This window comes from Thermococcus thermotolerans (genome assembly GCF_024707485.1).
In the GTDB taxonomy this organism is placed as follows: domain Archaea; phylum Methanobacteriota_B; class Thermococci; order Thermococcales; family Thermococcaceae; genus Thermococcus; species Thermococcus thermotolerans.
In genome coordinates, this window is sequence record NZ_CP102602.1 from 1,071,343 (window position 1) to 1,094,091 (window position 22,749).

Genomic DNA, 22,749 nt, shown 5'->3' on the forward strand with positions numbered 1-22,749 from the left:
TTCGTCCGAAGCCTACGCTTAGATGCCGTGGGGTGATAGAATGAAAGAGGTCATACTCCTAACCGGGCCGCCGCTCAACGGGCGGGACGAGTACATAACCGAGGCACTGAAGTTCGCCGACGAAGAGAGCTACGTTTACTACCACGTTTTCGATTACATCCGGGAGGTCGGAAAGGAACTGGGCGTCAAGATAACCCGAAAGAACGTCCTTGACTTCGCCATAAGCCATCAGGATTTGATGAACGAGATAAGGGACGAGGCTTTCAATAGAATAAGAAAGGAAATAGATAAAAGTGACCGTAAGTTTCACTTGGTCTCAACACCGAGCCTCTTCCGCTGGGGAAGCGGGAGCGTTATAGGCTTCACAACAAGCAATCTGAAGCTTCTGAGGCCGAACCGAGTAATAATAGTCCTGGACGATGTCCTGTCCGTAAGGAGGCGTATCATCAACGACCCCGAGTGGTTCGAGCGCTTCGGTGAGAACCCCGAGAACATCAAGCTCACCACCCTGGTCATGTGGCGTGAGGATGCAATAAACCACGTTAAAACCCTGATACATGAGCTGAAGAAAGAAGGTATCGAGGTCCGCTACATCCTCCAGTTCGGAATAAGACATCCCTACGAGGTCTTCCTCGACCTGATATTCAGGGAAGAGGAAAAGCCGCTCGTTTACCTCAGCTACCCGATGACCGGTCACGAGGAGGAGTACTACCAGCGGGTCAGAGGATTCTACAACAAGCTCAGTGAGCACTTCACCGTTCTCGATCCAGGCGCTCTGGACGACTGGTGGGTCGTTGCTGAATACGATGCCCAGGTTAACGCTGACCCTTCAGTAAAGCGCATCAGGATAAAGCACCTCCTGGACGGCGAGGAGGTTGAGGAGCTCGACAGGGAGGACATAGAGCAGGCGACGGACATACTGAGGAGACAGCTCGTTGAGAGAGACTTCAACCTTGTCGACGTCAGCAAGGCCATAGCGGTCTACCACTACGCTGAGGGCGTCTCCGCGGGGGTCATCAGTGAGATGGCCGAGGCATACAGAACACTGGCGGCGATATACCTATACTACCCCTTCGACAGAAGACCGAGCCCGTTCATGGAGTTTTACGGCATGCAGAACCCCTCACGGAGAACCATGTTCAAGGACGAGGACGAGATGATAAGGGTCATGGTCGAGGAGAAGGAGTACTGGGCAAAGGTGTGATGGAATGGAGAAGAAAACAGAGGAAGGGCTCGAAATCGAACTCATAGGCTTTCGAACCTTCCTCCACGAATTTTTAATGGTCCTCTACTACGTTAAAAGCATTCTTCTGGGCCTTTTTACCCTGATAATGGTTTTCGGGGTGGTGCTCGCCTTCCAGGAATCTCTGAGCATCGGCAATGGGATTTACTTCGCTTTTATATCAGCCTTCACGGTTGGCTACGGTGACATAACCCCCACAACACCGATATCAAAGCTCCTCTGTGCCTTTATACTGCCTATACTGGGGATGATAATGACGGGAATAATAGTCGCGGCCGCGATGCAGGCGATATCAAGGCTATATCAGGAACGGGGCAAAAAGCTCTAGAACATCGACATTGTATCCCTGCAGAAGAACAGAAACTAATAGAAAAGGGGAAGAAATCACTTCTTCACCCATCCGCGCCACTTCATGGCGTCGTAGACCCTCTGGACGGCGACGACGTAGGCCGCATCTCTCATCTGGATACCCTTCTCCTTGTGGGTGTTGTAAACATCCCAGAAGGCCTTGGTCATCTTCTTGTCGAGCTTGGCCCTGGTGGTCTCGGTGTCCCAGTAGTCGCCGGTTATGTTCTGAACCCACTCGAAGTAGCTGACGGTGACACCGCCGGCGTTACAGAGGAAGTCAGGTATGATGAGGACACCCTTCTCGTGGAGTATCTCGTCGGCCTCTGGCGTTGTCGGGCCGTTGGCGAGCTCGGCAATAATCTTGGCCTTGATCTTGTCAGCGTTGTCCTTGGTGATGACACCCTCAATGGCGCTCGGAGCGAGGACGTCGACTTCGAGCTCAAGGAGCTCCTCGTTGGTGATGTTGGTGGCTCCCGGGAAGTCCTTGACTGAGCCGTGCTCGCGCTTCCACTTGAGAACCTCGTCGGCGTTTATGCCGTCCTCCATGTAGATACCGCCCTTGCTGTCGCTGACGGCGACGACCTTCATGCCGTACTCCTCGCTCATGATCTTGGCCATGTAGTAGCCGGCGTTACCGTAACCCTGGATGGCTATGGTCTTGCCCTTGAGGTCCATTCCGAGGGCCTTGGCAGCCTCGCGGACGGTGAAGCTGGCACCGCGAGCAGTGGCGTCCATCCTGGCGACGATACCACCGACACCGGGCGGCTTGCCGGTGATGATTCCGAAGCTCGGAACCTTCCTCCTGCTGATGGCCTCGTACTCGTCCATCATCCAGGCCATGATCTGCGGGTTGGTGTAAACGTCAGGAGCCGGAATGTCGGTGTACGGGCTGATGACGTCGTAGATGGCCCTTATGTAGTTCCTGGCTAGCCTCTCCTTCTCCCTCTCGGAGAGCTTCTTCGGGTCGACTATGATGCCACCCTTACCTCCACCGTAGGGGAGGTCAACGACGGCGACCTTCCAGGTCATCCAGGTGGCGAGGGCCTTGACGGTGCTGAGGGTCTCGGCCGGGTGCCACCTTATACCACCCTTGGTCGGACCGCGGGCCCAGTTGTGCTGAACACGGAAACCGGTGAAAACCTTAACAGAACCGTCGTCCATCTCAAGCGGAACTGAGACCTCAACAATCCTCATGGGCTTCTTGAGCCACTCAAGGGCCTCTTCGCTTATATCCATGAACTGGGCAGCCCTCTCAAGCTGCTGAACGGCCATCTCAAACGGGTCAATCTCGACCATTTTTCCCACCTCGGGTTTCGGTAATTTGCGAGATACCCTTAGGCATTTGCATATATAAACCTTTCGCCAAAGGAGGCAGGAGAACGGTTAATTTTAAACAAAAAGTTATATACGGAAATTTTCGGCGAAAAGAAAAAATCTGCCGAAATTTTAAGGCAAAAACAGGGCTGTACATCCAAGATTTTTTATACATTGGAGCACATAAAAAGGCACCATTGAATAAAAATGAATGAAACTATATTGAAACGAGGGCCCTCAGCGAGAAGTCGGTCATCACCCATCAGATCACTCTCGTTCCAATCATCGGGCACCGTTACAACTGTGACCATTGCCCGTTAAATATTTGACGGGAAGTGAGGGATATTTCTTCGTCATTATTTATAAAGCAACAACCCAAAATTGACAGGATGCCAAAACAGTCCTTACGTTTTTTTGACGTATTAGAAAAATGACGAGAGGGTGATAGTCCTGGTTTAACGGTTGAGTAAATCGTCTTTTGTCGAAAAAAGCTATCAGAAAGCTTTTTATAGAATGCCTTGCCTTATACATAATGCCCCACAGCCATGCATGGGGTGCTAAAGCCCATACACTTAAGAACGGGGGTGAATTGTGTGGAACAAAGAGATCAATGGGCAACCAAACTCGGTTTGATTTTAGCTATGGCAGGCAACGCCATCGGTCTTGGTAACTTCTGGAGGTTCCCGTATCAGCTGGCTAGCAACGGTGGCGGCGCCTTCATGATACCGTACTTTATAGCCCTGCTCTTCCTCGGAATACCAGTGATGTGGATTGAGTGGACAACGGGAAGATACGGTGGCAAGTACGGCCACGGTACAATCGGTCCGATGTTCTACCTCATGGCCAGGGAAAGCCTGAAGCCAAAGACCGCCCTTATCTTTGGTATCATCGGTGGTATGCTGGCTTTCTCGGTCGCTTCGCTGCTGAGCTCATACTACTACCAGGTCATCGGCTGGTCAGCGGCATACACCTACTACAGCCTCACCGGAGCATACTTCGGAAAGGACACGGTGCAGTTCTTCCTGGACTACGTGGCCAACACCAAGGCGGTCATATTCTTCTGGGGACTGACAATGGTCCTCCTCGGAATAGCGGTCGGACAGGGTGTTAGCAAGGGTATCGAGCGCTGGGTCAAAGTTATGATGCCGCTCCTCTACGTGTTTGCTATACTCCTCGTTATCAGGGCACTGACCCTCGGTTCACCGGTCAAGCCCGAGTGGAGCGCTATCAAGGGTCTTGAGTACATCTGGAAGCCAGACTTCCAGACGCTGAGCCAGAACTTCTTCAAGATCAGCCTTGCAGCCGCGGGTCAGATATTCTTCACACTGTCCCTCGGTATGGGTATCATCCACAACTACGCCAGCTACCTCGGCCCGGAGGACGACGTTGCCCTCAGCGGTCTCGCCACCGTTTCACTCAACGAGTTCGCAGAGGTCATCCTCGGTGGTTCGCTCGCTATCCCGATAGCATTCGCCTACCTCGGCCCGGAGCAGGCTATCAAGGGTGGCGTTGGCCTTGCCTACATGGCACTGCCGAACGTCTTCGCCAACATGCCAGCCGGCCAGATATTCGGTGCGATGTGGTTCCTGCTCCTCTGGTTCGCGGGATTCACCTCCGCCATAGCAACCTACAACTACCTCGTGGCCATGCTTGAGGAGGACATACACCTGGAGAGGAAGATAGGCACCTGGGCCGTCTGGGTATTCCTGTTCATCCTCGGACTCCCGGTTGCACTCGACAGCAGCCTTGCTTACCTCAGCGAGCTGGACATGTGGGTCGGCAGCTACTTCCTCGTCCTGCTCGGTCTCTTCGACGTCATCGTTGCAGTCTGGCTCTTCAAGCCCGACAACTTCTGGGAGGAGCTCCACAAGGGGGCCTACATCAACGTGCCCGGCTGGTTCAAGCCCATCATGGTCTTCATAGCGCCACTGTTCATGATAATCCTCCTCGCAGGAAACACCTGGGACTACATCCAGATGGGAGCCTTCAGCGTCTCAGAGTCCTACGTTACCAACGTCCTTGGCTACGACTACACGCCTGAGGTCATCAGCCTCATCACCAGGGCTAGGATAGTGATATTCATAATCCTCATCATCGGTGCCATCGAGGCATACATGGCCATCAAGAAGAAGTACGGCGAAGAGCTCGCGAAGAACGAGGTGCTGATAAAGCTCTGAGGTGGTGAAGATGGACACGGGAGCCCTTGCTTTCCTTATATTTGCCTGGGGTTCAATATTCATCATGATGTACTGGAGCATTACAAAGCTCCTGCACCATGAGAAACAGCAAAAGGCTTAAAGCCCCCTTTTCTTTTACCTTTTGGAGGTGTAGTCATGAAAAGCGCAGAGATTCTGCGAGACGTCGCGCAGACGTTAGAGGATGTTGAAAAGAAAATCAACTCACTAAAAAACCTCTCAGATAAAAACAAGCAGAAAGCCCTCAGGCTCATCCATGAAGCCCGTGAGAACTTCCTCCAGCTGTCGGAAAACCTCGCAACCGATAACGAGGAACTGGCCAACTTCTTCCTCAAGAGGGCCGTCAGGCTGAAGAACAACACAAACGACAGGTACATCGAGAAAATGGGAGAAAAAGAGTACATGAAGGACGTTCAAGCCATGAACAAGTATTCCAAAGTCGCCCCCTACGATTTCGCCGGGGAGGTCAAGGTTCTCCGCAGGGCGTACAGGGCGTTCCTGTTCGGAATGGTCCCGTTCTATATCGTATCCGGCATATTCGGACCAGTCTACGCGGTTACTGCGCTCATATTGATAATCCCAACGCTCCTGGCCATGCTGAGCCTGAGGAAAAGGGGCAACCTCGGTCTGATGCTGTCCTTCGCTGTTATGCCAATCCCAATGGTCATGGGGGCATTCTCAATAAGGTACGCGGTATATGCGTTCAACGACCCAGCCGAGCTGGCAAGAATAGCTGAAGCCTTTGGCAGAAGCATCACCTTCGCCCAGGGTGTTGTGGCCGTAATCGGAGCTCTCGGAGCGGCAACGCTAATCCTGCTCGGCTACGCCAGCTACATGCTCTACAAGCACAGGCACGCGTTCCTGTGAAAAAGAAAGCCCTCAGTAGAGGGCTTCGTTCCCCCTTTCCCCTGTTCTTACCCGAATAGCCTCTTCCACAGGGATTATGAAAATCTTTCCGTCACCCGGCGTCCCGCTCCTCGCGTTTCTGATGATGACGTCCACAACTTTCTCAAGATCCTTGTCCTTCACAACGATCTCAATTTTCATCTTCGGAAGAAGGTCGTACGGCGGAACACCACCCTGAACGCCCCTCCCCTGCACGGGGTATGCCGTCAGGGGCACTATCCCGATCTGCTTGAGGGCATTCTTCACGCGGTCGAAGTCGTTTCCCCTAATAATCGCCTCAACTTTTTTCATGGCAACCACATATATAGTCTGTCAAAACTCCAGAAAAGGCTTTCGAAACGAAACAAAAGGAAAATTCAGGAAATCTGGGCCAGAAACTTCCTCAGCCTTTTAAGCGAGATGCGCGTTTTCCTGGCCAGATCCTCTATGTTGGCGCGTTTAAGGTCTTCCACCGTGTGAACCCCGGCACGCTGAAGCTTTGCCAGTGTTTTCGGCCCAATGCCCTTTATCTTCAGGAGGTCACTCCTCTCTGCCTTATGTTTTCCTGCTTTCTTTGAGGTTCTACCCGGCTTCATCCCGGTTCTTCTAACCCTTTTTGGTCTGGACGGCTTTTCAGCTTTGCGAGGGGGCTTTATGGCCGTTACCTTAACGACCTCCGTGGCGTAGGCCCTCTCAACAACTTCCCGCGACCGTTCAGCGGGCCTTTCGCTCTCCTCCCGCGGAACCTCCGGTGGCTCAACGTACTCCTCAAGCTCGGGCGGGTTTTTGCTCACGTAGCTCGCAACCACAACTGGCCGGAAGGCGTTGTCCCTCTCCTCAAGTTTCTCCAATAGCCGAATATCGAACTCCCCGGTTTTAACGTACCGCTCCAGCTCGTTTGCCAGCCTGTGGAAATCCCTGCTGTGGATGAGAACGCGCCTCTTCCCGTATTCCCTGGCCTGACCCGTTGTTATGAGGAACTGCCAGTCACTTGCCTCAAGGATCAGGAGCTCCCTCGCAAGCTGTTCGAGGATTCTGTCGGCGGTTCTGTCCTTTCCGTAGTACCTGCTCGCCAGCGCTACCATTCTCTCCTCGGCGCTGTAGACGTGCTCCCACGTCCACTCCGTCTCCTCGTTCCACCAGGTCGAGTGGTCAGCGTTGGCTCCCCACGAACCCTCCGGGAGTTCAATCTCGTACCGCTCTCCACTATAGTTATCAAGAAAAGCCGATAGGGTCGTGATGACTATTCCCCTCTCAGCCATCAGTTCAAGAACCCTGCCGAGCCATTTAACGCCCTCAAACCACCAGTGGCCGAAGAGCTCCGTGTCGTAGGGTGAAACGACTATCCCCTTCTCGCCGAACTTCTCCTCATGCCCTTCCAGCAGAGTAGCCACCAGACTCACGAAGTGCCTCGCATGCTCATCAACGCGCTCCATCGCTTTATCCGGGTCGTAGAATTCCTTCTCGCCGAGGTCAACGTTTTTTCCCGTTACGCGCCAGTACTGGCCGCCGCTCTCAGGGGCCTTCCTGTGGAACTCCCTGTACCAGAAGTCGCCGGGATAGCCGTAGTGCGCGCTCCAGACCTGGTGGCCCGTCTCCCTGTTGCGGGCGAAGACCGCCACGCTGGAACCCTTGACCCAGTAGGGCCTCAGCGTGCTCTTTTCTCCGCTGTACAGGGGGATTTCACCGTAGCCCCTAGTCACGGGGCCCTCATCGATCAGGTTGCTCTCAACGAAGAAGTACTCGATGCCAAACTCTTCCAGAAACTTCTCTATGCCGGGTCTTTCCACCTTCCTCCCATCGGGAAGTTCCCACTCCCCGGCCGGTCGGTAGGCGCACTCCGGGAGCCATATTCCCCTTGGCCTCCTGCCGAAGTGCTTCTCGTAGGTGGCTATGCCGTTGGCGAGCTGGGCCCTTATCGCCTCGTCCCTGCCGAGGAGTGGCAGGTAGCCGTGCGTTGCCGCGGAGGTTATCACCTCGATGTATCCCGCATCCTGGAACTCGCGGAACTTACCGATGATGTCGCCGTTTATCGCCCTCCAGTAGTCGTAAACCTTTCTGAAGTGGTCGAGGGAGGCTTTAACCGCCTTTTCATCGTACCTGCCTGATTTCAGGTCCTCCTCGGTGGTCTCAATCTTCCGGAGGAGGTACCTCTCGAACTCGGCCTTGATGTAGTCGTCGGCCAGCTGTTCGGCCAGAACTGGAGTTATGTTTACCACGAGCTGGAACCTGACGCCCGAAGAACGGAGGCGCTCAAACTCCATGAGGAGGGGGAGGTAGGTCTCGCTCATCGCCTCGTAGAGCCACTCCTCGCCGAAGGGCCATCTGCCGTGCTTCCGGACGTAGGGGAGGTGGGTGTGGAGGACGAACGTGAAGTAGCCTTTCATTCTGTATCACCGGGAGTGTTATTGCACTTGGAGTATTTAACGTTATCCGGAACAGAGTTGAGCCCGTGCACATCTCGGGACAGCGAAGGAGTTTAAAGGGGAAGAAACAACCCTGAACGGGTGAGATGATGAAGGAAGAGATGAGCAGCGTCGATATCCGCTACATAGTGAGGGAACTTCAGTGGCTGGTCGGTTCTCGCGTTGACAAGATTTATCACGAAGGCGACGAGATAAGAATAAAGCTCCGCACAAAGGAAGGGCGGGCCGACCTAATCCTCCAAGCAGGCAGGAGGTTTCACCTGACCAGCTACATCAAGGAGGCCCCGAAACAGCCGTCAAGCTTCACGATGCTCCTCAGGAAGCACCTCTCAGGGGGCTTCATAGACGCAATAGAGCAGCACGGCTTCGACAGGATAGTAAAGGTCAGGGTGGGGAACTACACGCTCATCGGCGAGCTCTTCCGGAGGGGCAACGTCATACTCGTTGATGGGGAGAACAAGATTGTTGCGGCATTACGCTACGAGGAATACAAGGACAGGGCGATAAAGCCGAAGGCCGAATACAGGTTTCCACCGGCGAGGGAGAACCCGCTTGAGGTTTCGAAGGAGCGCTTCCTTGAGCTCATGAGAGAAGATGGGGAGTTAGAGCTCGTCCGTGCTTTAGCAAGGAAGCTCAACATGGGTGGCATGTACGCGGAGGAGATTTCCATCAGGGCAGGCTTCGACAAGACGACCCCCGTTAAAGAGCTGAGCGATGATGACCTGCTGAGGATATACGAGGCGATGCTCAAGACCTTCAACGACGAGCCAAAGCCCAGCATAGTCTTCAAGGACGGAAAAATGCACGACGTCGTTCCTATCGACCTGAAAATCTACGACGGGCTTGAGAAGCGCTATTTTAAAACCTTCAGCGAGGCCCTCGACGAGTACTTTGGAAAGATAACCCTTGAGAAAGCGAGGGCCGAGCAGACGAAGAGACTCGAAGCCAAGAAGAGGCAGCTCCTCATGACGCTCAGGAAGCAGGAGGAGATGCTGAAGGGTTTTGAGGAAGGGGCGAAGGTAAACCAGGAGATAGGCGACCTGATCTACGCAAACTACGCCCTCATAGAGAGGCTTTTGGAGGAGTTCAGAAAAGCCACAGAGAGGCTCGGCTGGGACGAGTTCAAGAAGCGCATAGATGAGGGCAAGAAGGCGGGCAACAAAATCGCTCTCATGGTAAAGGGCATTGATCCGAAGGAGAAAGCTGTAACGGTAGAGCTAGATGGAAAGAAGGTCAGACTGTATCTCAACAGGAGCATCGGCGAGAACGCCGAGGTTTACTATGAGAAGGCCAAGAAGTTCCGCCACAAGTACGAGGGTGCTCTGAAGGCCTACGAGGACACCAAGCGGAAGCTCAAAGAGGTGGAGAGACTCATCGAGGAGGAGATGAAGAAAGAGCTGAGCGTTAAGAGGATAGAGCGGAGAAAGAAAAAGTGGTTCGAAAAGTTCCGCTGGTTCGTTTCGAGCGAGGGCTTTCTCGTATTGGCTGGAAAAGATGCAAGCACCAACGAGATCCTCATAAAGAGACACATGACCGAGAACGACCTCTACTGCCACGCCGACGTTTACGGCGCTCCGCACGTCGTCATCAAGGACGGCCAGAAGGCAGGGGAGAAGACCATCTTCGAGGCCTGTCAGTTCGCGGTTTCGATGAGCAAGGCCTGGAGCAGGGGGGTTTACAGCGAAGATGCTTACTGGGCGTATCCGAACCAGGTCACCAAACAGACCCCAAGCGGCGAGTACCTCGGCAAGGGGGCCTTCATGGTCTACGGCAAGAGGAACTGGCTCCACGGGCTACCTCTCAAGCTCGCCGTCGGTGTAATCAACTATGAGGGCGAAGACTTCGTTGTCTGCGCGCCGGTTGAGGCCATAAAAGCCCACACGGACAGGTACATCGTGATCCGGCCGGGTTCGCTGAAGAAGAGCGAACTTGTAAAGAAAATCAGGCACATCCTTGAAAAGTGGGGGTACAAGGTAAGGGAAGAGGACATCATGTCCGTCCTGCCGCCGGGGAACGGCGATGTGGTCGAGGTTGTGGGCTAAAGCTTTTCGCCGCCGGCTACCACAAAACCCACAACAAAGCTCAGCAGGGCTATGATGTATCCCTCTGCCAAGACCTCAAAATAGCCCGAACCGTAGACGTACCATGATGTGAGGGTAAACACCAGCACCCCCACCGTACCCACTCCCGGGCCGACCCTTCCCCCCAGAACGCCGAAGAGCACGCCGACGAGTATCATAAATATTCCCGCAAAGAACGCTATGAAGGTAAACATGCCCGCGGTGCTGTTTGGATTGAGCCACCAGAAGGCCCCGTTAAAGCCCCCGGGCATCGTCAGGACTTCACGAAGGATACCAAGGAAGGTTATCTCACCACCATTGAAGCGGAACCATGGAAGTGCGAAGGAGAGAACCACCAGAAGGGAGGATAGGAAGGAGAAGAGCCTCATATTCACCACCCCCTAAATTTTATTAGACCAGCTCCCTCCCGGTGGTCGTCATCACGAGCTTTCCGTGCTTTACCCCCTTGAGGCTTATCAGCCTCTCGGCTATCTCCTTTATCCGAGTGGCCTTGCCCTTTACCACGACCACCTCAAGGCAGTTGTGTTCGTCCATATGGACATGGAGGCTTGAAATTATCTCGTCAACGTAGTCGTGCTGTAAATCCAGAAGTTCCTTCACGACATCGGCCTCGTCGTGGTTGTAAACTATGGTTATTGTACCGGCAACGTCCCTGTCTCCCTCCTCCCATTCGTGTCGGACTATGAAATCCCTCATCATGTCCCGTATGGCCTCGCTCCTGTTAACGTATCCCTTCTCATTGATTATACGGTCGAACTTTTCAAGCAGTTCACTCGGAACCGAGACTCCAAACCGTGTAATCTTCATGACACCACCGTAATCTCTTTGAACGTCATCGTTAAAAACGTGACGCGAAATTCTTTTATTTCTTGGAGAGAAGTTAGCCCTATGCCAATGGAGGAACTCTACGCAATAACCACCAGAGAGCTGGCTAAAGACCTCGTGTTTGAGATAGACGATGAACCGGTAACCCTTTCAATAAGGGGCGTCCTTCTTGCCAGAACAGACTCCAAGGGCTATAACTTCTCGTTCTTTGAGCTTAGTGAGGAGGAATTCGTACTTGTGGTTCAGATGAAAGGCTTCGTCGTCTATCTCGGTATTGAATCGGATGAAGAGCTGGAAGAGGATGTCTATCCCGAGCTCGTTAGGGCACTCCTCGAACATCTGGCCCCCCAGATAGCCCTCCTGATAACCAAAGCAGAGAAAGATTACCCCGGTAGGGCGGATCTGCTCCTCGACGACGACATGAGCTCCGACTTAAAGGAGTTCTTCTACGGCCTTCTGGTCAAGCACCGGCAGGGAAAACCTGTCTACGAACAGACTGAGGTGGCCTAACTCAGGAGCTCCACAAGTACAAGCGCCGCGAGCATCAGGGCGAGGACAAGCATGGTTCTCTTCGTGTAGAGCTTTGCCGCCCTTTTTTCATAGTAGCTCCGTGGAGAGACGTTGAGGATGTAGAGGCCGAGGAGAGAACCGCTGAGAAGGCCGAGGACGTTTTCCACGGTGAGCACAAGCGAGCCGGCAAAAACGTCCCACCAGCCCATGGCGAGGGAAATTCCTATGACCGTTGTCGGGGGAACGAGGGCGGCGGCGATTGAAACACCGGCTAGAATCTCCGGGACTCTACTGACTATGGCGACTATTCCCGCGTAACCGAGGATTATGGCGAGGAGAATGTAGACGAGGCCGGAATCGCCGCGGACGAGTATCTCGTGGGTTGGTTGAGCGGGCATCGAGCCAGCAAACCTGAGGGCTAGGGAGGCAAGGAGAGCCGACAGGAATATGACGCCGAGGAGCTTTAGAATTGAGGAAACGGCATCGAGGGCATCTCGCCCCTTGCCCATGACGATGTTGAGGGAGAAGCCGTAGAGCGGGCCGAGGATCGGCGAGAGGAGCATCGCGGAGATTATCATCACTATGCTGTCGTTTATCAAGCCGAAGAGGGCTATTATCGAGGCAACCGCGCCGAGGGTGAGCTGAATCGGATCGACCTGGGCTTGGTTGTTGGCGTTCTCGATGAGTCCCTCTATGGCGGCAAGACTCCAGCGGCGCTTGAACTTTTTAAGGGACTTTACCGAGTTCGCATACTTCACCGACTTTCCGCTGACCGGGGTCCATGTTATCGAGGAGTGTCCCTTTCTAAGATCCACCGCCTTCATCAGCTCGTCAACGACGTCGTTAATCACGAAATCCGGCACGAGAACCGTGAATTTAAGCGCCCGGTGCTCGTTGCTCTGCACCTCCTCTGCATAGAACTGGAGGCCCCACTTAACCAGAACCTCCCTAACCTTCTCACCCTCGCCCTCGCCGCAGTAGACTTCCAGCCGGAGCATAGACCATCAAAACAACTGGGGTTAATCGCTAATAACCATTGCGGAAACCACTTCAAAATACTTTGAAACGATGGTAGTGCTTATAACCCACGAAAACGTAACAATTGCAGGGATGGCCGTGGTCAGGAAGTTGACCATTTCCATCGCTCTTTCGGTCATTATATCCTTTCTCGCCTGGATAGCCGTTCAGATCCATTTCACCCTGGGTGCTGTTCTATTCATCTCCGCCGTTCTCCTTCCCCAGGCAATTTTTTGGAAATATTACGGGAAAAAGCCCCACATGCTGGCGCCGTTTTTGGTCATCTCACTCGTCTCAATGGCCCTCCTAACACCTCCCCTCGTGACCGGGCCAAACGTCGAATTCGGCCTCCACCAGATAACCGGCTGCTGGGAGGGGAACGGCGATGCCTGGCCAATTGAGGGAGCGGCCGACGTCATGTATTCATGCAACCAGGTACTCGGCAACTCCACGGTACGGGTCATTGGGGCCGCATGGAAATCGATGAGGGTTGAGCTCCCACTCCTTGGCGATTTCGTGACCATCTACGAGCCTCGTGGAAAGGTGGACAAGGCCTACAACAATGCCACAAAACGCATCGAATCGAAGGGATACATCAAGCTCGTGGAGGATTACGGGACATACTCCGGCATTCTGGAGGATGATCTCTTCATCAGGGGAGAGGAGTGCATTTACCTTGCAAAGACGAGGGTTCTGGGCGGAGGTCTCGCGGTGGTCTCGACGCGAGGTTCCTGCTCGGGAGTTAAGGAATTTGCGCTTCGCTGGCACGATGATTACCTTTGGAACGTGAGCGAGCCGCCAATATTCGAGAGATACCGCTTCAACTGGAGTTCAAGCAGTGAGGTGAAAACTGGAAGGCTCGTTCTATCGGAGTGGCCCGACGAGTGGATAAAAAACACCTACCACAATATAGGGGTTGAGCTAAGGGGCACAGGATACGTGAAGAAAGCGGAAGGGAAAAGGGGGGACTGCAGGTGGTCGCTCTGGACAAGAAACAGAAATTCATACTACGTGGCCTTGAAGGGAAAGAAAATCCTCGTGCTGAGCGGGGAAACGGGGGCAGTCAAAAAGGCAGCGGAGGAACTTTCGCCCTGCGGACTGGAGAACGGCCGCGAAGTGGATGGGGTAACGCCGGAGGAAGTCCTGAGTGCCGTAATAGAAGAGCTCAACGATACCTTTTCCCTAAAACCCACCGAGTGGAAGGCCGCTCCCTGGGCCCTCTCGGGAGGGGAGTTTTCGATAGCCTCGACGGGAGGAAAAAGTCTCAAGGTAGCGGTTCTCGTGTACGGGATCCCGGAGCAGTGCGGGTACGCCCGCTACCTGCTCGAAACTTCAGACTGGAGGGCCACCTCTATCTGCTTTAAGCGCGGAAGATATTTCGTCGTCGTGGCTGTTAAAGGGGACGTTGAGAGCGTGAATGCTGTCTTATCGTCAATATTCCAACCGAAAAGGATTTAATGCAGTTTGACCCCTCCCACCTGATGCACCATGACTGGCAGGAGTGATTGTTTTTGGCTTTGAAGGTTCCATTCTGAGCTTCCCAGTTAGTTCACCCCATCAAGGGAGGGGTTGTTTTTGGCGCTAACTTGAGGAGGGGTTGCTTTTGGCGCGCCTAGCGCATTGAAGAGTAAGTTAGTCAAGCTCTTATTCCCTCATCCTTTGGGACTTCTTTGGTTCTTCAACCAGAAGAGCCTTGAAAAGGAGGTGTTAGAATGAAAGCCGTTCTGCAGGATTCGGAGATACCCAAGAAGTGGTACAACATACTGCCAGACCTGCCAGAGGAGCTGGCCCCGCCCCTCGACCCGGAGACAGAAGAGCCGATGGGGCCGGAGAAACTGCTGAGAATTTTCGCGGCCAAGCTGGTGAAGCAGGAGATGAGCTCCAATAGGTACATCGAGATACCAAAGAAGGTGCGCGAGCTCTACGCGAAAATAGGCAGGCCAACGCCGCTCTTCCGTGCGACCAACCTGGAAAAGGCCCTTGGAACGCCCGCTAAGATATACTTCAAGTATGAAGGAGCAACGGTAACGGGGAGCCACAAGATAAACACCGCGCTGGCCCAGGTATACTACGCGAAGGAACAGGGAATAGAGAGGCTCGTTACCGAGACGGGGGCGGGTCAGTGGGGAACAGCTTTGAGCCTGGCCGGGGCGCTTATGGGACTGAAAATAAGGGTTTACATGGCCCGCGCCAGCTATTACCAGAAGCCCTACAGGAAGACGATAATGCGCCTTTACGGCGCCGAGGTTTATCCAAGCCCGAGCGACAGGACAGAGGTGGGGAGGCGGTTCCTGGCGGAAGACCCAGACCATCCAGGAGGGCTCGGAATAGCGATAAGCGAGGCCATCGAGGACGTTCTCCGCGATGAAAAGGCACGCTACGCCCTTGGAAGTGTCTTAAACCACGTCCTCATGCACCAGACGGTCATCGGTTTGGAAGCCAAGGAGCAAATGAAGGAGTTCGAGGAGCCGGACGTTATAATCGGTTGCGTCGGCGGCGGGAGCAACTTTGCCGGCTTGGCTTATCCCTTCGTCAGAGATGTTCTGAGCGGAAAGGCCGACTACGAGTTCATAGCCGTTGAGCCCAAAGCTGCACCGAGCATGACGCGCGGTGTCTACAAGTACGACTTCGGCGATTCCGGTGGATACACTCCAAAGATGAAGATGCACACTCTCGGGCACACCTACTACGTCCCGCCGATTCACGCCGGAGGACTGAGATACCACGGCCTGGCCCCGACGCTCAGCGTGCTCATAAACCACGGTATCGTCAAGCCGGTAGCGTATCACCAAAACGAGGTCTTTCAGGCGGCCCACCTGTTTGCCAGGACGGAGGGAATAATCCCTGCACCGGAGAGCGCCCACGCCGTAAAGGGAGCAATAGACAGGGCGCTGAAGGCAAAAGCTGAAGGGAAAGAAGAGGTCATACTCTTCAACCTGAGCGGACACGGACTGCTCGACATCAGGGGCTACGAGGACTACCTCGACAGAAAGCTTGAGGACTACGAGCCCGAACTGTTCCCGGCTCTGGAAGAATGAGCCCTCTCCACTTTAACTTTCACTTTAACTTTGACAGAATCCTTCTCGGATAAAAGTTCAGGCTCGCCCTCGCCTGAGGGATCTCCATTCCCAGGTTTATCCCGAGGCTCATTAAATCCCTCGGGGAGCGGACCTCCCATCTGCTTTCAGCGGAACTCGTGATGAACCTCGGAACCGAGTACTTGTCAACGAGCTGCCAGGTTTTGGTCATGAAGCGGAGGAGCTGAACCCTCTCGTAGGGATTGGCCGTAAGGAGCGGTGCCAGAGAGAATCCTATCGCGACATTCCTCCTGGCCGCTATCCTCGCCAGGATGTGGTCGAAACCCGGATCCTTCCTCCCCAGCCAGGGGCTTATGAGGGCATCAACACCCGCCTCAAGGGCGAAGCGATTCACCCTCATGTCTCCTCCATGGACATAGATTAACGCCTTCGGATTGCGGTTCTTTACCTCTCGGATGAGGCTCGGCTTTTTGGTGACTACCAGAAGGGCGACCTTACCGTAGGTCTCGCGAAGAGATTTAATCTCCTCCTTAAGACTCCCCCAGTCTGGGGAGCCCTCAAGGACGAGCTTTTTGGTGAAGACCACCTCGTCGAACCACTCTTTGGCCAATTCGTAGGCTTCCCTGTCTCTAACGTCCATCTCGATAAAGTAGTCTCGCGAGAAGGAAACTTCCTCCATTTCGGCCTTGAATTTTCCCCCACTCTCCGGCATCATTCCCCTAACCACTCCCTGACGGCTTTGACGACCGCTTCCTTCCTCATCGGGAAGGCCTTGACCTTTATCTTGACCTGGATGGTGTCGCCGCCCTCGTCTATCTCCGGCTCGCCGAGGTAAGCTTTCTGCTTGTTGAACCTCACGTAGAGTGTTCCCTCCTCGTCCACCTTCTCATCGAGGTTCTCGATGATGTAGCGCCTGTCCCCCTCGCTCAGCAGCTCCTTGAAGTGGTCAATGAACTTCCTGACGGCCCTGCTCCGCTTTATCTCCACGTTGACGACCCTGATGGGGTTGCCGAAGAATCCAGTGGTCTCGTCTATGTCAAAGATGACGTCCTCGTCGTCTATCTCCTCGGGGATGAACGTCCCTATCGCCTCAAGAACCTTGTCCTCGTCCTCGGTGGCGTGTATGAAGGTGGTAATCCTGACGTGATGCGCCCGTATCTTCCCCATTGCTCTCACCGGAGAGAATTGGAGCCGGTGCTTTAAAAGGTAACCGTCTCAGGTGTGTCGGCGATAGCTATGAAGAACCCCCGAAAGTTCTTGAAGAACTTGGAAAGAAACCCCCAACAAATCATTAGAAGAACTCAAGAAAGAGATACTTCAAGAAGTCCCCAGTGAATTGGAAGAGAGACCGAAACGAAGAGAAAAGGGCTGAAAAATCACTTGCCCTTGCCCTTGTTGGCCCTTATGCTGGGCCTGACCTTTTCAGCTCCTTTGCCCTTGTTCCTCAGGCCGCGGCTCTTCCTGCCGGCGCTGGTGAGTCCTCTGAAGACCCTTCCCTTGTGAGCCTTTCCGGCTATCCAGTTGATCTTGGGGTCAGCCTTGATGACCGGGTGGTGCGGGTCGACCATTATGACCTCGAACCACCTGTACATCCCGTCCTCGCCGACCCAGTAGCTGTTGAGGACCTCAAGGTTCGGGAACTTTCTTGCTGCCTTTTCCTCGGCTATCCACTGAAGGCTCTTCTTCGGGCTGTATTTGACCTGACCCATCTTGCTCGGCTTCCTTCCGCCCTTCCACCTGGGCCTCTTCCTTCCGCCTTTCCTGACTCTGACCCTAACCATGACGTAGCCCTGCTTGGCCTGGTAGCCGAGGCTCCTAGCCCTGTCCAGCCTGGTCGGCCTCTCGATCCTAACAACTACAGGTTCTCTCCTCCACTTTATCATCCTAACCTTGAGAAGCTCCCCGACGTAGCTCTTCTTGGGGCTCTTCCAGGCTTCCCTAATGTACTTGTACATTCCCATCTTTCTCCCTCCTTCCGTGTTTGTGGTTCTCCCTTACGGGAACATCCCGCGGGCCCAGCCCGCCCAGTCGGTCGAGGTTCGAGGTTGAGTTTTTAAGCCTTGCGGAGTAGTTAACGTGGTGAAACCGATGCGCCTTCAAAAACTCGTATCCCTCATGAATGAAAAGAACTTTGACGGTGCTCTAATAAGCCCCGGGACGAACCTGTACTACCTCACGGGACTGAGGATACACGAGGCGGGTGAGAGGCTCACGGTTTTGGTCGTAAGCGCCGACGGCGATTACAGGCTCCTAGCTCCAAGCCTCTACGAGAACGTGGTCAGAAACTTCCCGGTTGCCTTCTGGCGCGACGGAGAGAACCCCTACGACAAGCTCGCCTGGATCCTGGCGGAGCTCCACCTTTCCAACGGCAGACTTCTGATAGAGGACACGATGCGCGCTGACTGGCTGATGAACGTCATGCGCCTCGGCCCCTTCGAGTTCTATCCCCTGAGCTCGCTCGTGAGGGAGCTCCGCATGATGAAGGATAAGGGCGAGATAGAGATGATGGGACATGCCGCCAAGGCCGCCGACAGGGTTTTCGAGGAGATTCTGAGCTGGGATTTGGTGGGAATGCGCGAGCGGGAGCTTGCCCTTAAGATAGAGCTGGCATTGAGAGAGCTCAGCGACGGGATCTCCTTCCCGCCGATAGTGGCGAGTGGAGAGAACGCGGCCAATCCCCACCACGAGCCCGGTGAGAGAAGGCTCAGAAAGGGGGACATGGTAATACTCGACTACGGAGCGAGGTGGAAAGGCTACTGCTCGGACATCACAAGGACAATAGTCCTCGGCAGGCCGAACGAGAAGCTCGTGGAGATTTACGAGGTCGTCAAGGAGGCGCAGGAGAGAGCCTACAGGGCCGTCCGTGAGGGAGTTGAGGCTAAAGAGGTGGACAGAGCGGCAAGAGAGGTCATAGAGAAGGCCGGCTACGGCGAGTACTTCACCCACCGGACGGGACACGGCCTCGGTTTGGACGTCCACGAGGAGCCCTACATCGGTCCCGATGGAGGAACTATCCTCGAAAACGGTATGACCTTCACCATAGAGCCAGGAATCTACGTCCCCGGCCTCGGAGGGGTTCGCATAGAGGACGACGTTGTTGTTCACGATGGAAGAGGAAAGAGGCTGACGAGGGCGGAGAGGGGGCTTATCCAGCTCTGAGGACACGCTACGCAAGCCCAAACACATCCACCTTTCTTTTCAGAGATTCCAAAAGATTTAAATATCCGTAATCCTACTCGCTCCGATGCCAATGAGGGGGGAGTGTCTTCTCCATCGCTGGAATCGCAACCGCGCCTGATTTCCCGTACGGCTCCCCTATTCTGGACTCCCAATCCTCTTTTGAAAAAATTCTGAGGAGGTATAGCCATGGCTGAGCTTAACTTCAAGGCCATTGAGGAGAAGTGGCAGAAGCGCTGGCTGGAGGAGAAGGCCTTTGAGCCGAAGGCAAATGAGAAGCCCAAGGAGAAGAAGTTCTACATCACGGTCGCCTTCCCGTACCTCTCGGGACACCTCCACGTCGGCCACGCGAGAACCTATACTATCCCAGATGTCATAGCGCGATTCAAGCGCATGCAGGGCTACAACGTGCTGTTCCCCATGGCATGGCACATCACCGGAGCGCCGATAGTCGGAATCGCCGAGAGGATAAAGCAGCGCGACCCCAAGACGATACACATCTACCGCGACGTCTACAAGGTGCCGGAGGAGGTACTCTGGAAGTTTGAAGACCCAAAGGAAATCGTTAGGTACTTCATGAAGGCCGCGAAGGAGACCTTCATCAGGGCAGGCTTCTCCGTTGACTGGACGCGCGAGTTCCACACGACGAGTCTGTTCCCGCCCTTCAGCAAGTTCATAGAGTGGCAGTTCTGGACGCTCAAGGAGGAGGGACTGGTCGTCAAGGGCGCCCACAGGGTCAGATGGGACCCCGTTGTGGGCACTCCACTCGGCGACCACGACATAATGGAGGGGGAAGACGTTCAAATACTCGATTACATCATCATCAAGTTCATCCTGGAGGAGAACGGTGAGGAAATCTACATGCCCGCCGCGACGCTGAGGCCGGAAACGGTCTACGGCGTCACCAACATGTGGCTGAACCCCGAGGCAACCTACGTGAAGGCCAAAGTCAAGCGCGGCGAGAAGGTCGAGACGTGGATAATCAGCAAAGAGGCAGCTTACAAGCTCTCCTTCCAGGACAGGGAGATTGAGGTCATCGAGGAGTTCAAGGGTGAGAGGCTGATCGGAAAATACGTGAAGAACCCAGTCACCGGCGACGAGGTCATAATCCTGCCGGCAGAGTTCGTTGACCCGGACAACGCGACAGGAGTCGTCATGAGCGTTCCGGCCCATGCCCCCTTTGACCACGTGGCCTTGGAAGACCTCAAGAAGGAGACCGAGATTCTGCTGAAGTACGACATCGATCCGCGCGTTGTTGAGGAGATAAGCTACATCTCGCTGATCAAGCTGGAAGGCTACGGCGACTTCCCAGCCGTGGAAGAGGCGGAGAGGCTCGGCGTGAAGAGCCAGAAGGACGTTGAGAAGCTCGAAGAGGCAACTAAGAACATCTACAAGGCCGAGTACCACAAGGGAGTCTTCAAGATAGAGCCCTACGCCGGTAAGTCCGTCCAGGAGGCGAAGGACCTGATAGCGAAGGAGCTCCAGGAGAAGGGCATCGCCGAGATAATGTACGAGTTCGCGGAAAAGCCGGTCATCTCGCGCTTCGGCAACCAGGCGGTCATCAAGATAATCCACGACCAGTGGTTCATAGACTATGGAAACCCCGAGTGGAAGGAGAAGGCGAGGGAAGCTCTGGCGGAGATGACGATTTACCCCGAGAGCAGAAGGGCGCAGTTCGAGGCGGTAATAGAGTGGCTCGACAAGAAGGCCTGTGCGAGGAAAGTTGGCCTCGGAACGCCGCTCCCGTGGGACCCGGACTGGGTCATCGAGAGCCTGAGCGACTCGACTATCTACATGGCCTACTACACCATAAGCAGGCACATGAACAGGCTGAGGGAAGAAGGTAAACTCGACCCGGAGAAGCTCGGCAGGGAGTTCTTCGACTATCTGTTCCTGGAGGAGTTCAGCGAAGAGCGCGAGAAGGAACTTGAGGAGAAGACAGGAATCCCGGCAGAGGTTATCCACGAGATGAAGGAGGAGTTCGAGTACTGGTACCCGCTCGACTGGCGCTGCTCAGCGAAAGACCTGATACCGAACCACCTGACGTTCTTCATCTTCAACCACACGGCCATATTCAGGAAGAAGCACTGGCCGAGAGGCATCGCCGTCAACGGCTTCGGAACGCTGGAAGGCACCAAGATGAGCAAGAGCAAGGGCAACGTGCTGAACTTCATAGATGCAATCGAGGAGAACGGTGCCGATGTGGTGAGGCTCTACATCATGGGACTGGCCGAGCACGACAGCGACTTCGACTGGCGCAGGAAGGAGGTCGGAAAGCTCCGCAGGCAGGTCGAGCGCTTCTACGAGTTGGTAAGCGAGTTCTCGAACTATGAGGCTAAAGAGGGCGTAGAGCTGAAGGACATCGACAGGTGGATGCTGCACCGCCTGAACAAGGCCATCAAGGGAGCCACCAAGGCCCTGGAGGAGTTCAGGACGAGGACTGCCGTGCAGTGGGCATTCTACAGCATCCTCAACGACCTGCGCTGGTACATGAGGAGAACCGAGGACAGGGACGACGAGGCGAAGCGCTTCGTCCTGAGGAAGCTCGCCGAGGTCTGGGTCAGGCTGATGGCGCCGTTCACACCGCACATCAGCGAGGAGCTGTGGGAGAAGCTCGGTGGGGAGGGTTTCGTCAGCCTGGCGAAGTGGCCGGAGCCGGCTCCGGAGTGGTGGAACGAGACGGTCGAGGCCGAGGAGGAGTTCGTCAAGAACCTCATCGAGGACATCAAGGAGATTATCAGGGTTGCCAAGATAGAGGACGCCAAGAGGGCCTACGTCTACACGGCCCCGGAGTGGAAGTGGCGCGTTGTGGAAGTGGTCGCGGAGAAAAGGGACTTCAAGGGTGCCATGGCCGAGCTAATGAAGGATCCAGAGATGAGGAAGCACGGCAAGGAGATCAGCAAGCTGATCCAGCGCCTGATAAAGGACAGGGCCTTTGAGATCAAGCGCATCAACGAGGAGAAAGCTTTGAGAGAAGCCAAGGACTTCATGGAGAAGGAGCTCGGGATCGAGATAATCATAAACCCCGAGGAAGACAAGGGAGGAAAGAAAAAGGCCGCGATGCCACTGAAGCCGGCGGTGTTTGTGGAGTGAGGGCTGTCTCCTTATTCTCTCCCTTTTATCTCAGGAAGTAGCAACCTACATTGCTCCTGAAGCTCTCTGTTGGCCTGGAGAAACTCATGACTGGGATAAGTACCGTTGTTGAGCCATTCAACTGCAAAATTCTGAATCAGAGTAATGCCCCCCTCAACGACAGAGATGTTGGCTTCCCCTTTAATAACAGCCTTTCGAGAAGTTTCTATGAACTCCATGCAGGACGATGTATCCGTGAGGTTTGTTATCGCTTCGTCAGTCGGTCTTCTACCAGGATAGATGTATATGGCCGCTTCCGAAAGCTGGGTGGACAGCCGGCTAAGGTCCCGCTCCAGTTCCATCATGGAAATATTAAACACTCCAGGAGAGTTAGTTTTAATGGCCTTCAGGGAATTTCCCGAATGGGATTCCATGTCACGAAGTTCTATGAACATTTTTTCCCGCACACACGAGATTTCAGCGTGATTCCGCTCGTTTATGATTCGCTGTGTAGAGTAATGACTCTCAAGAACCAGCCCTGACAGGAATCCAGCCGCGTAGAGCACAATCATTAGTATCCACAACTTTTTCATGGTATCACCCTCGAAGTACCATAAA

Annotated in this window: 20 protein-coding genes; 10 read left to right on the top strand and 10 right to left on the bottom strand. The window is 54.4% G+C overall.

Annotated elements, in window-relative coordinates; all coding sequences use genetic code 11:
- Positions 1-40: 40 nt before the first annotated feature.
- Together NUS69_RS06100 and NUS69_RS06105 are read left to right on the top strand one after the other, a co-directional pair.
- A complete protein-coding gene (locus NUS69_RS06100) occupies positions 41-1,204 on the top strand; it encodes a hypothetical protein (protein ID WP_258083016.1) in 1,164 nt (387 codons plus the stop codon).
- Positions 1,205-1,208: 4 nt separating this feature from the next.
- Positions 1,209-1,571 carry a potassium channel family protein gene (locus NUS69_RS06105; RefSeq protein WP_258083017.1) on the top strand — a complete coding sequence of 121 codons (363 nt, stop codon included), beginning with the start codon at positions 1,209-1,211 and terminating at the stop codon, positions 1,569-1,571.
- A 56-nt stretch (positions 1,572-1,627) separates the two neighbouring features.
- Here the strand turns inward: NUS69_RS06105 and gdhA are convergent, their stop codons facing one another.
- A complete protein-coding gene (gene gdhA / locus NUS69_RS06110) occupies positions 1,628-2,887 on the bottom strand; it encodes a glutamate dehydrogenase (protein WP_055430073.1) in 1,260 nt (419 codons plus the stop codon).
- A gap of 611 nt (positions 2,888-3,498) precedes the next feature.
- Between gdhA and NUS69_RS06115 the strand changes: the two genes are divergently transcribed.
- Positions 3,499-5,082, top strand: a complete 1,584-nt coding sequence (locus NUS69_RS06115; protein WP_055430074.1) for a sodium-dependent transporter — start codon at positions 3,499-3,501, stop codon at positions 5,080-5,082.
- Positions 5,083-5,238: 156 nt separating this feature from the next.
- Complete coding sequence (locus NUS69_RS06120; protein ID WP_258083018.1) at positions 5,239-5,967, top strand: alpha-glucosidase; 729 nt, start codon at positions 5,239-5,241, stop codon at positions 5,965-5,967.
- 12 nt (positions 5,968-5,979) lie between these two features.
- Here the strand turns inward: NUS69_RS06120 and NUS69_RS06125 are convergent, their stop codons facing one another.
- Together NUS69_RS06125 and NUS69_RS06130 are read right to left on the bottom strand one after the other, a co-directional pair.
- Positions 5,980-6,297 carry a P-II family nitrogen regulator gene (locus NUS69_RS06125; RefSeq protein ID WP_258084993.1) on the bottom strand — a complete coding sequence of 106 codons (318 nt, stop codon included), beginning with the start codon at positions 6,295-6,297 and terminating at the stop codon, positions 5,980-5,982.
- Between the two features lie 65 nt (positions 6,298-6,362).
- Entirely contained in the window at positions 6,363-8,372 is a 2,010-nt protein-coding gene (locus NUS69_RS06130; RefSeq protein ID WP_258083019.1) for a 1,4-alpha-glucan branching protein, read from the bottom strand.
- A gap of 128 nt (positions 8,373-8,500) precedes the next feature.
- On the opposite strand from NUS69_RS06130, the gene rqcH reads away from it, so the two are divergent.
- Positions 8,501-10,453 (top strand): ribosome rescue protein RqcH, encoded by a 1,953-nt coding sequence (gene rqcH, locus NUS69_RS06135; RefSeq protein ID WP_258084994.1) that lies wholly within the window; start codon positions 8,501-8,503, stop codon positions 10,451-10,453.
- Here rqcH and NUS69_RS06140 read toward each other — a convergent pair.
- Together NUS69_RS06140 and nikR are read right to left on the bottom strand one after the other, a co-directional pair.
- Entirely contained in the window at positions 10,450-10,860 is a 411-nt protein-coding gene (locus NUS69_RS06140; protein WP_258083020.1) for an amino acid permease, read from the bottom strand. The two genes, rqcH and NUS69_RS06140, sit on opposite strands and share 4 nt — an antisense overlap.
- A gap of 22 nt (positions 10,861-10,882) precedes the next feature.
- A complete protein-coding gene (nikR, locus tag NUS69_RS06145; RefSeq protein ID WP_258083021.1) occupies positions 10,883-11,299 on the bottom strand; it encodes a nickel-responsive transcriptional regulator NikR in 417 nt (138 codons plus the stop codon).
- Positions 11,300-11,380: 81 nt separating this feature from the next.
- Here nikR and NUS69_RS06150 point away from each other — a divergent pair, with 81 nt between their 5' ends.
- The gene (locus NUS69_RS06150; RefSeq protein ID WP_258083022.1) at positions 11,381-11,827 is read left to right on the top strand and encodes a hypothetical protein; all 447 of its coding nucleotides are present in this window, start codon (positions 11,381-11,383) and stop codon (positions 11,825-11,827) included.
- Here NUS69_RS06150 and NUS69_RS06155 read toward each other — a convergent pair.
- On the bottom strand, positions 11,824-12,825 hold the full coding sequence (locus NUS69_RS06155) for a TIGR00341 family protein (protein WP_258083023.1): 1,002 nt from the start codon (positions 12,823-12,825) through the stop codon (positions 11,824-11,826). The two genes, NUS69_RS06150 and NUS69_RS06155, sit on opposite strands and share 4 nt — an antisense overlap.
- A 70-nt stretch (positions 12,826-12,895) precedes the next feature.
- Between NUS69_RS06155 and NUS69_RS06160 the strand changes: the two genes are divergently transcribed.
- Together NUS69_RS06160 and NUS69_RS06165 are read left to right on the top strand one after the other, a co-directional pair.
- A complete protein-coding gene (locus NUS69_RS06160; RefSeq protein WP_258083024.1) occupies positions 12,896-14,302 on the top strand; it encodes a hypothetical protein in 1,407 nt (468 codons plus the stop codon).
- Between the two features lie 254 nt (positions 14,303-14,556).
- The gene (locus NUS69_RS06165) at positions 14,557-15,882 is read left to right on the top strand and encodes a TrpB-like pyridoxal phosphate-dependent enzyme (protein WP_258083025.1); all 1,326 of its coding nucleotides are present in this window, start codon (positions 14,557-14,559) and stop codon (positions 15,880-15,882) included.
- 19 nt (positions 15,883-15,901) lie between these two features.
- Here the strand turns inward: NUS69_RS06165 and NUS69_RS06170 are convergent, their stop codons facing one another.
- From NUS69_RS06170 to NUS69_RS06180, 3 genes are all read right to left on the bottom strand, one after another.
- Entirely contained in the window at positions 15,902-16,561 is a 660-nt protein-coding gene (locus NUS69_RS06170) for a Ribonuclease P protein component 3 (protein ID WP_407704655.1), read from the bottom strand.
- Between the two features lie 32 nt (positions 16,562-16,593).
- On the bottom strand, positions 16,594-17,049 hold the full coding sequence (locus NUS69_RS06175; RefSeq protein ID WP_258084996.1) for an RNA-binding protein: 456 nt from the start codon (positions 17,047-17,049) through the stop codon (positions 16,594-16,596).
- Between the two features lie 209 nt (positions 17,050-17,258).
- Entirely contained in the window at positions 17,259-17,843 is a 585-nt protein-coding gene (locus NUS69_RS06180) for a 50S ribosomal protein L15e (RefSeq protein WP_258083026.1), read from the bottom strand.
- Positions 17,844-17,970: 127 nt separating this feature from the next.
- On the opposite strand from NUS69_RS06180, the gene NUS69_RS06185 reads away from it, so the two are divergent.
- Positions 17,971-19,041 carry a M24 family metallopeptidase gene (locus tag NUS69_RS06185; protein WP_258084997.1) on the top strand — a complete coding sequence of 357 codons (1,071 nt, stop codon included), beginning with the start codon at positions 17,971-17,973 and terminating at the stop codon, positions 19,039-19,041.
- 207 nt (positions 19,042-19,248) lie between these two features.
- Positions 19,249-22,152, top strand: coding sequence for a leucine--tRNA ligase (gene leuS, locus NUS69_RS06190; protein WP_258083027.1), 2,904 nt, complete (start codon positions 19,249-19,251; stop codon positions 22,150-22,152).
- 11 nt (positions 22,153-22,163) lie between these two features.
- Here leuS and NUS69_RS06195 read toward each other — a convergent pair whose 3' ends face one another.
- The gene (locus tag NUS69_RS06195; protein ID WP_258083028.1) at positions 22,164-22,724 is read right to left on the bottom strand and encodes a hypothetical protein; all 561 of its coding nucleotides are present in this window, start codon (positions 22,722-22,724) and stop codon (positions 22,164-22,166) included.
- Positions 22,725-22,749: the final 25 nt, after the last annotated feature.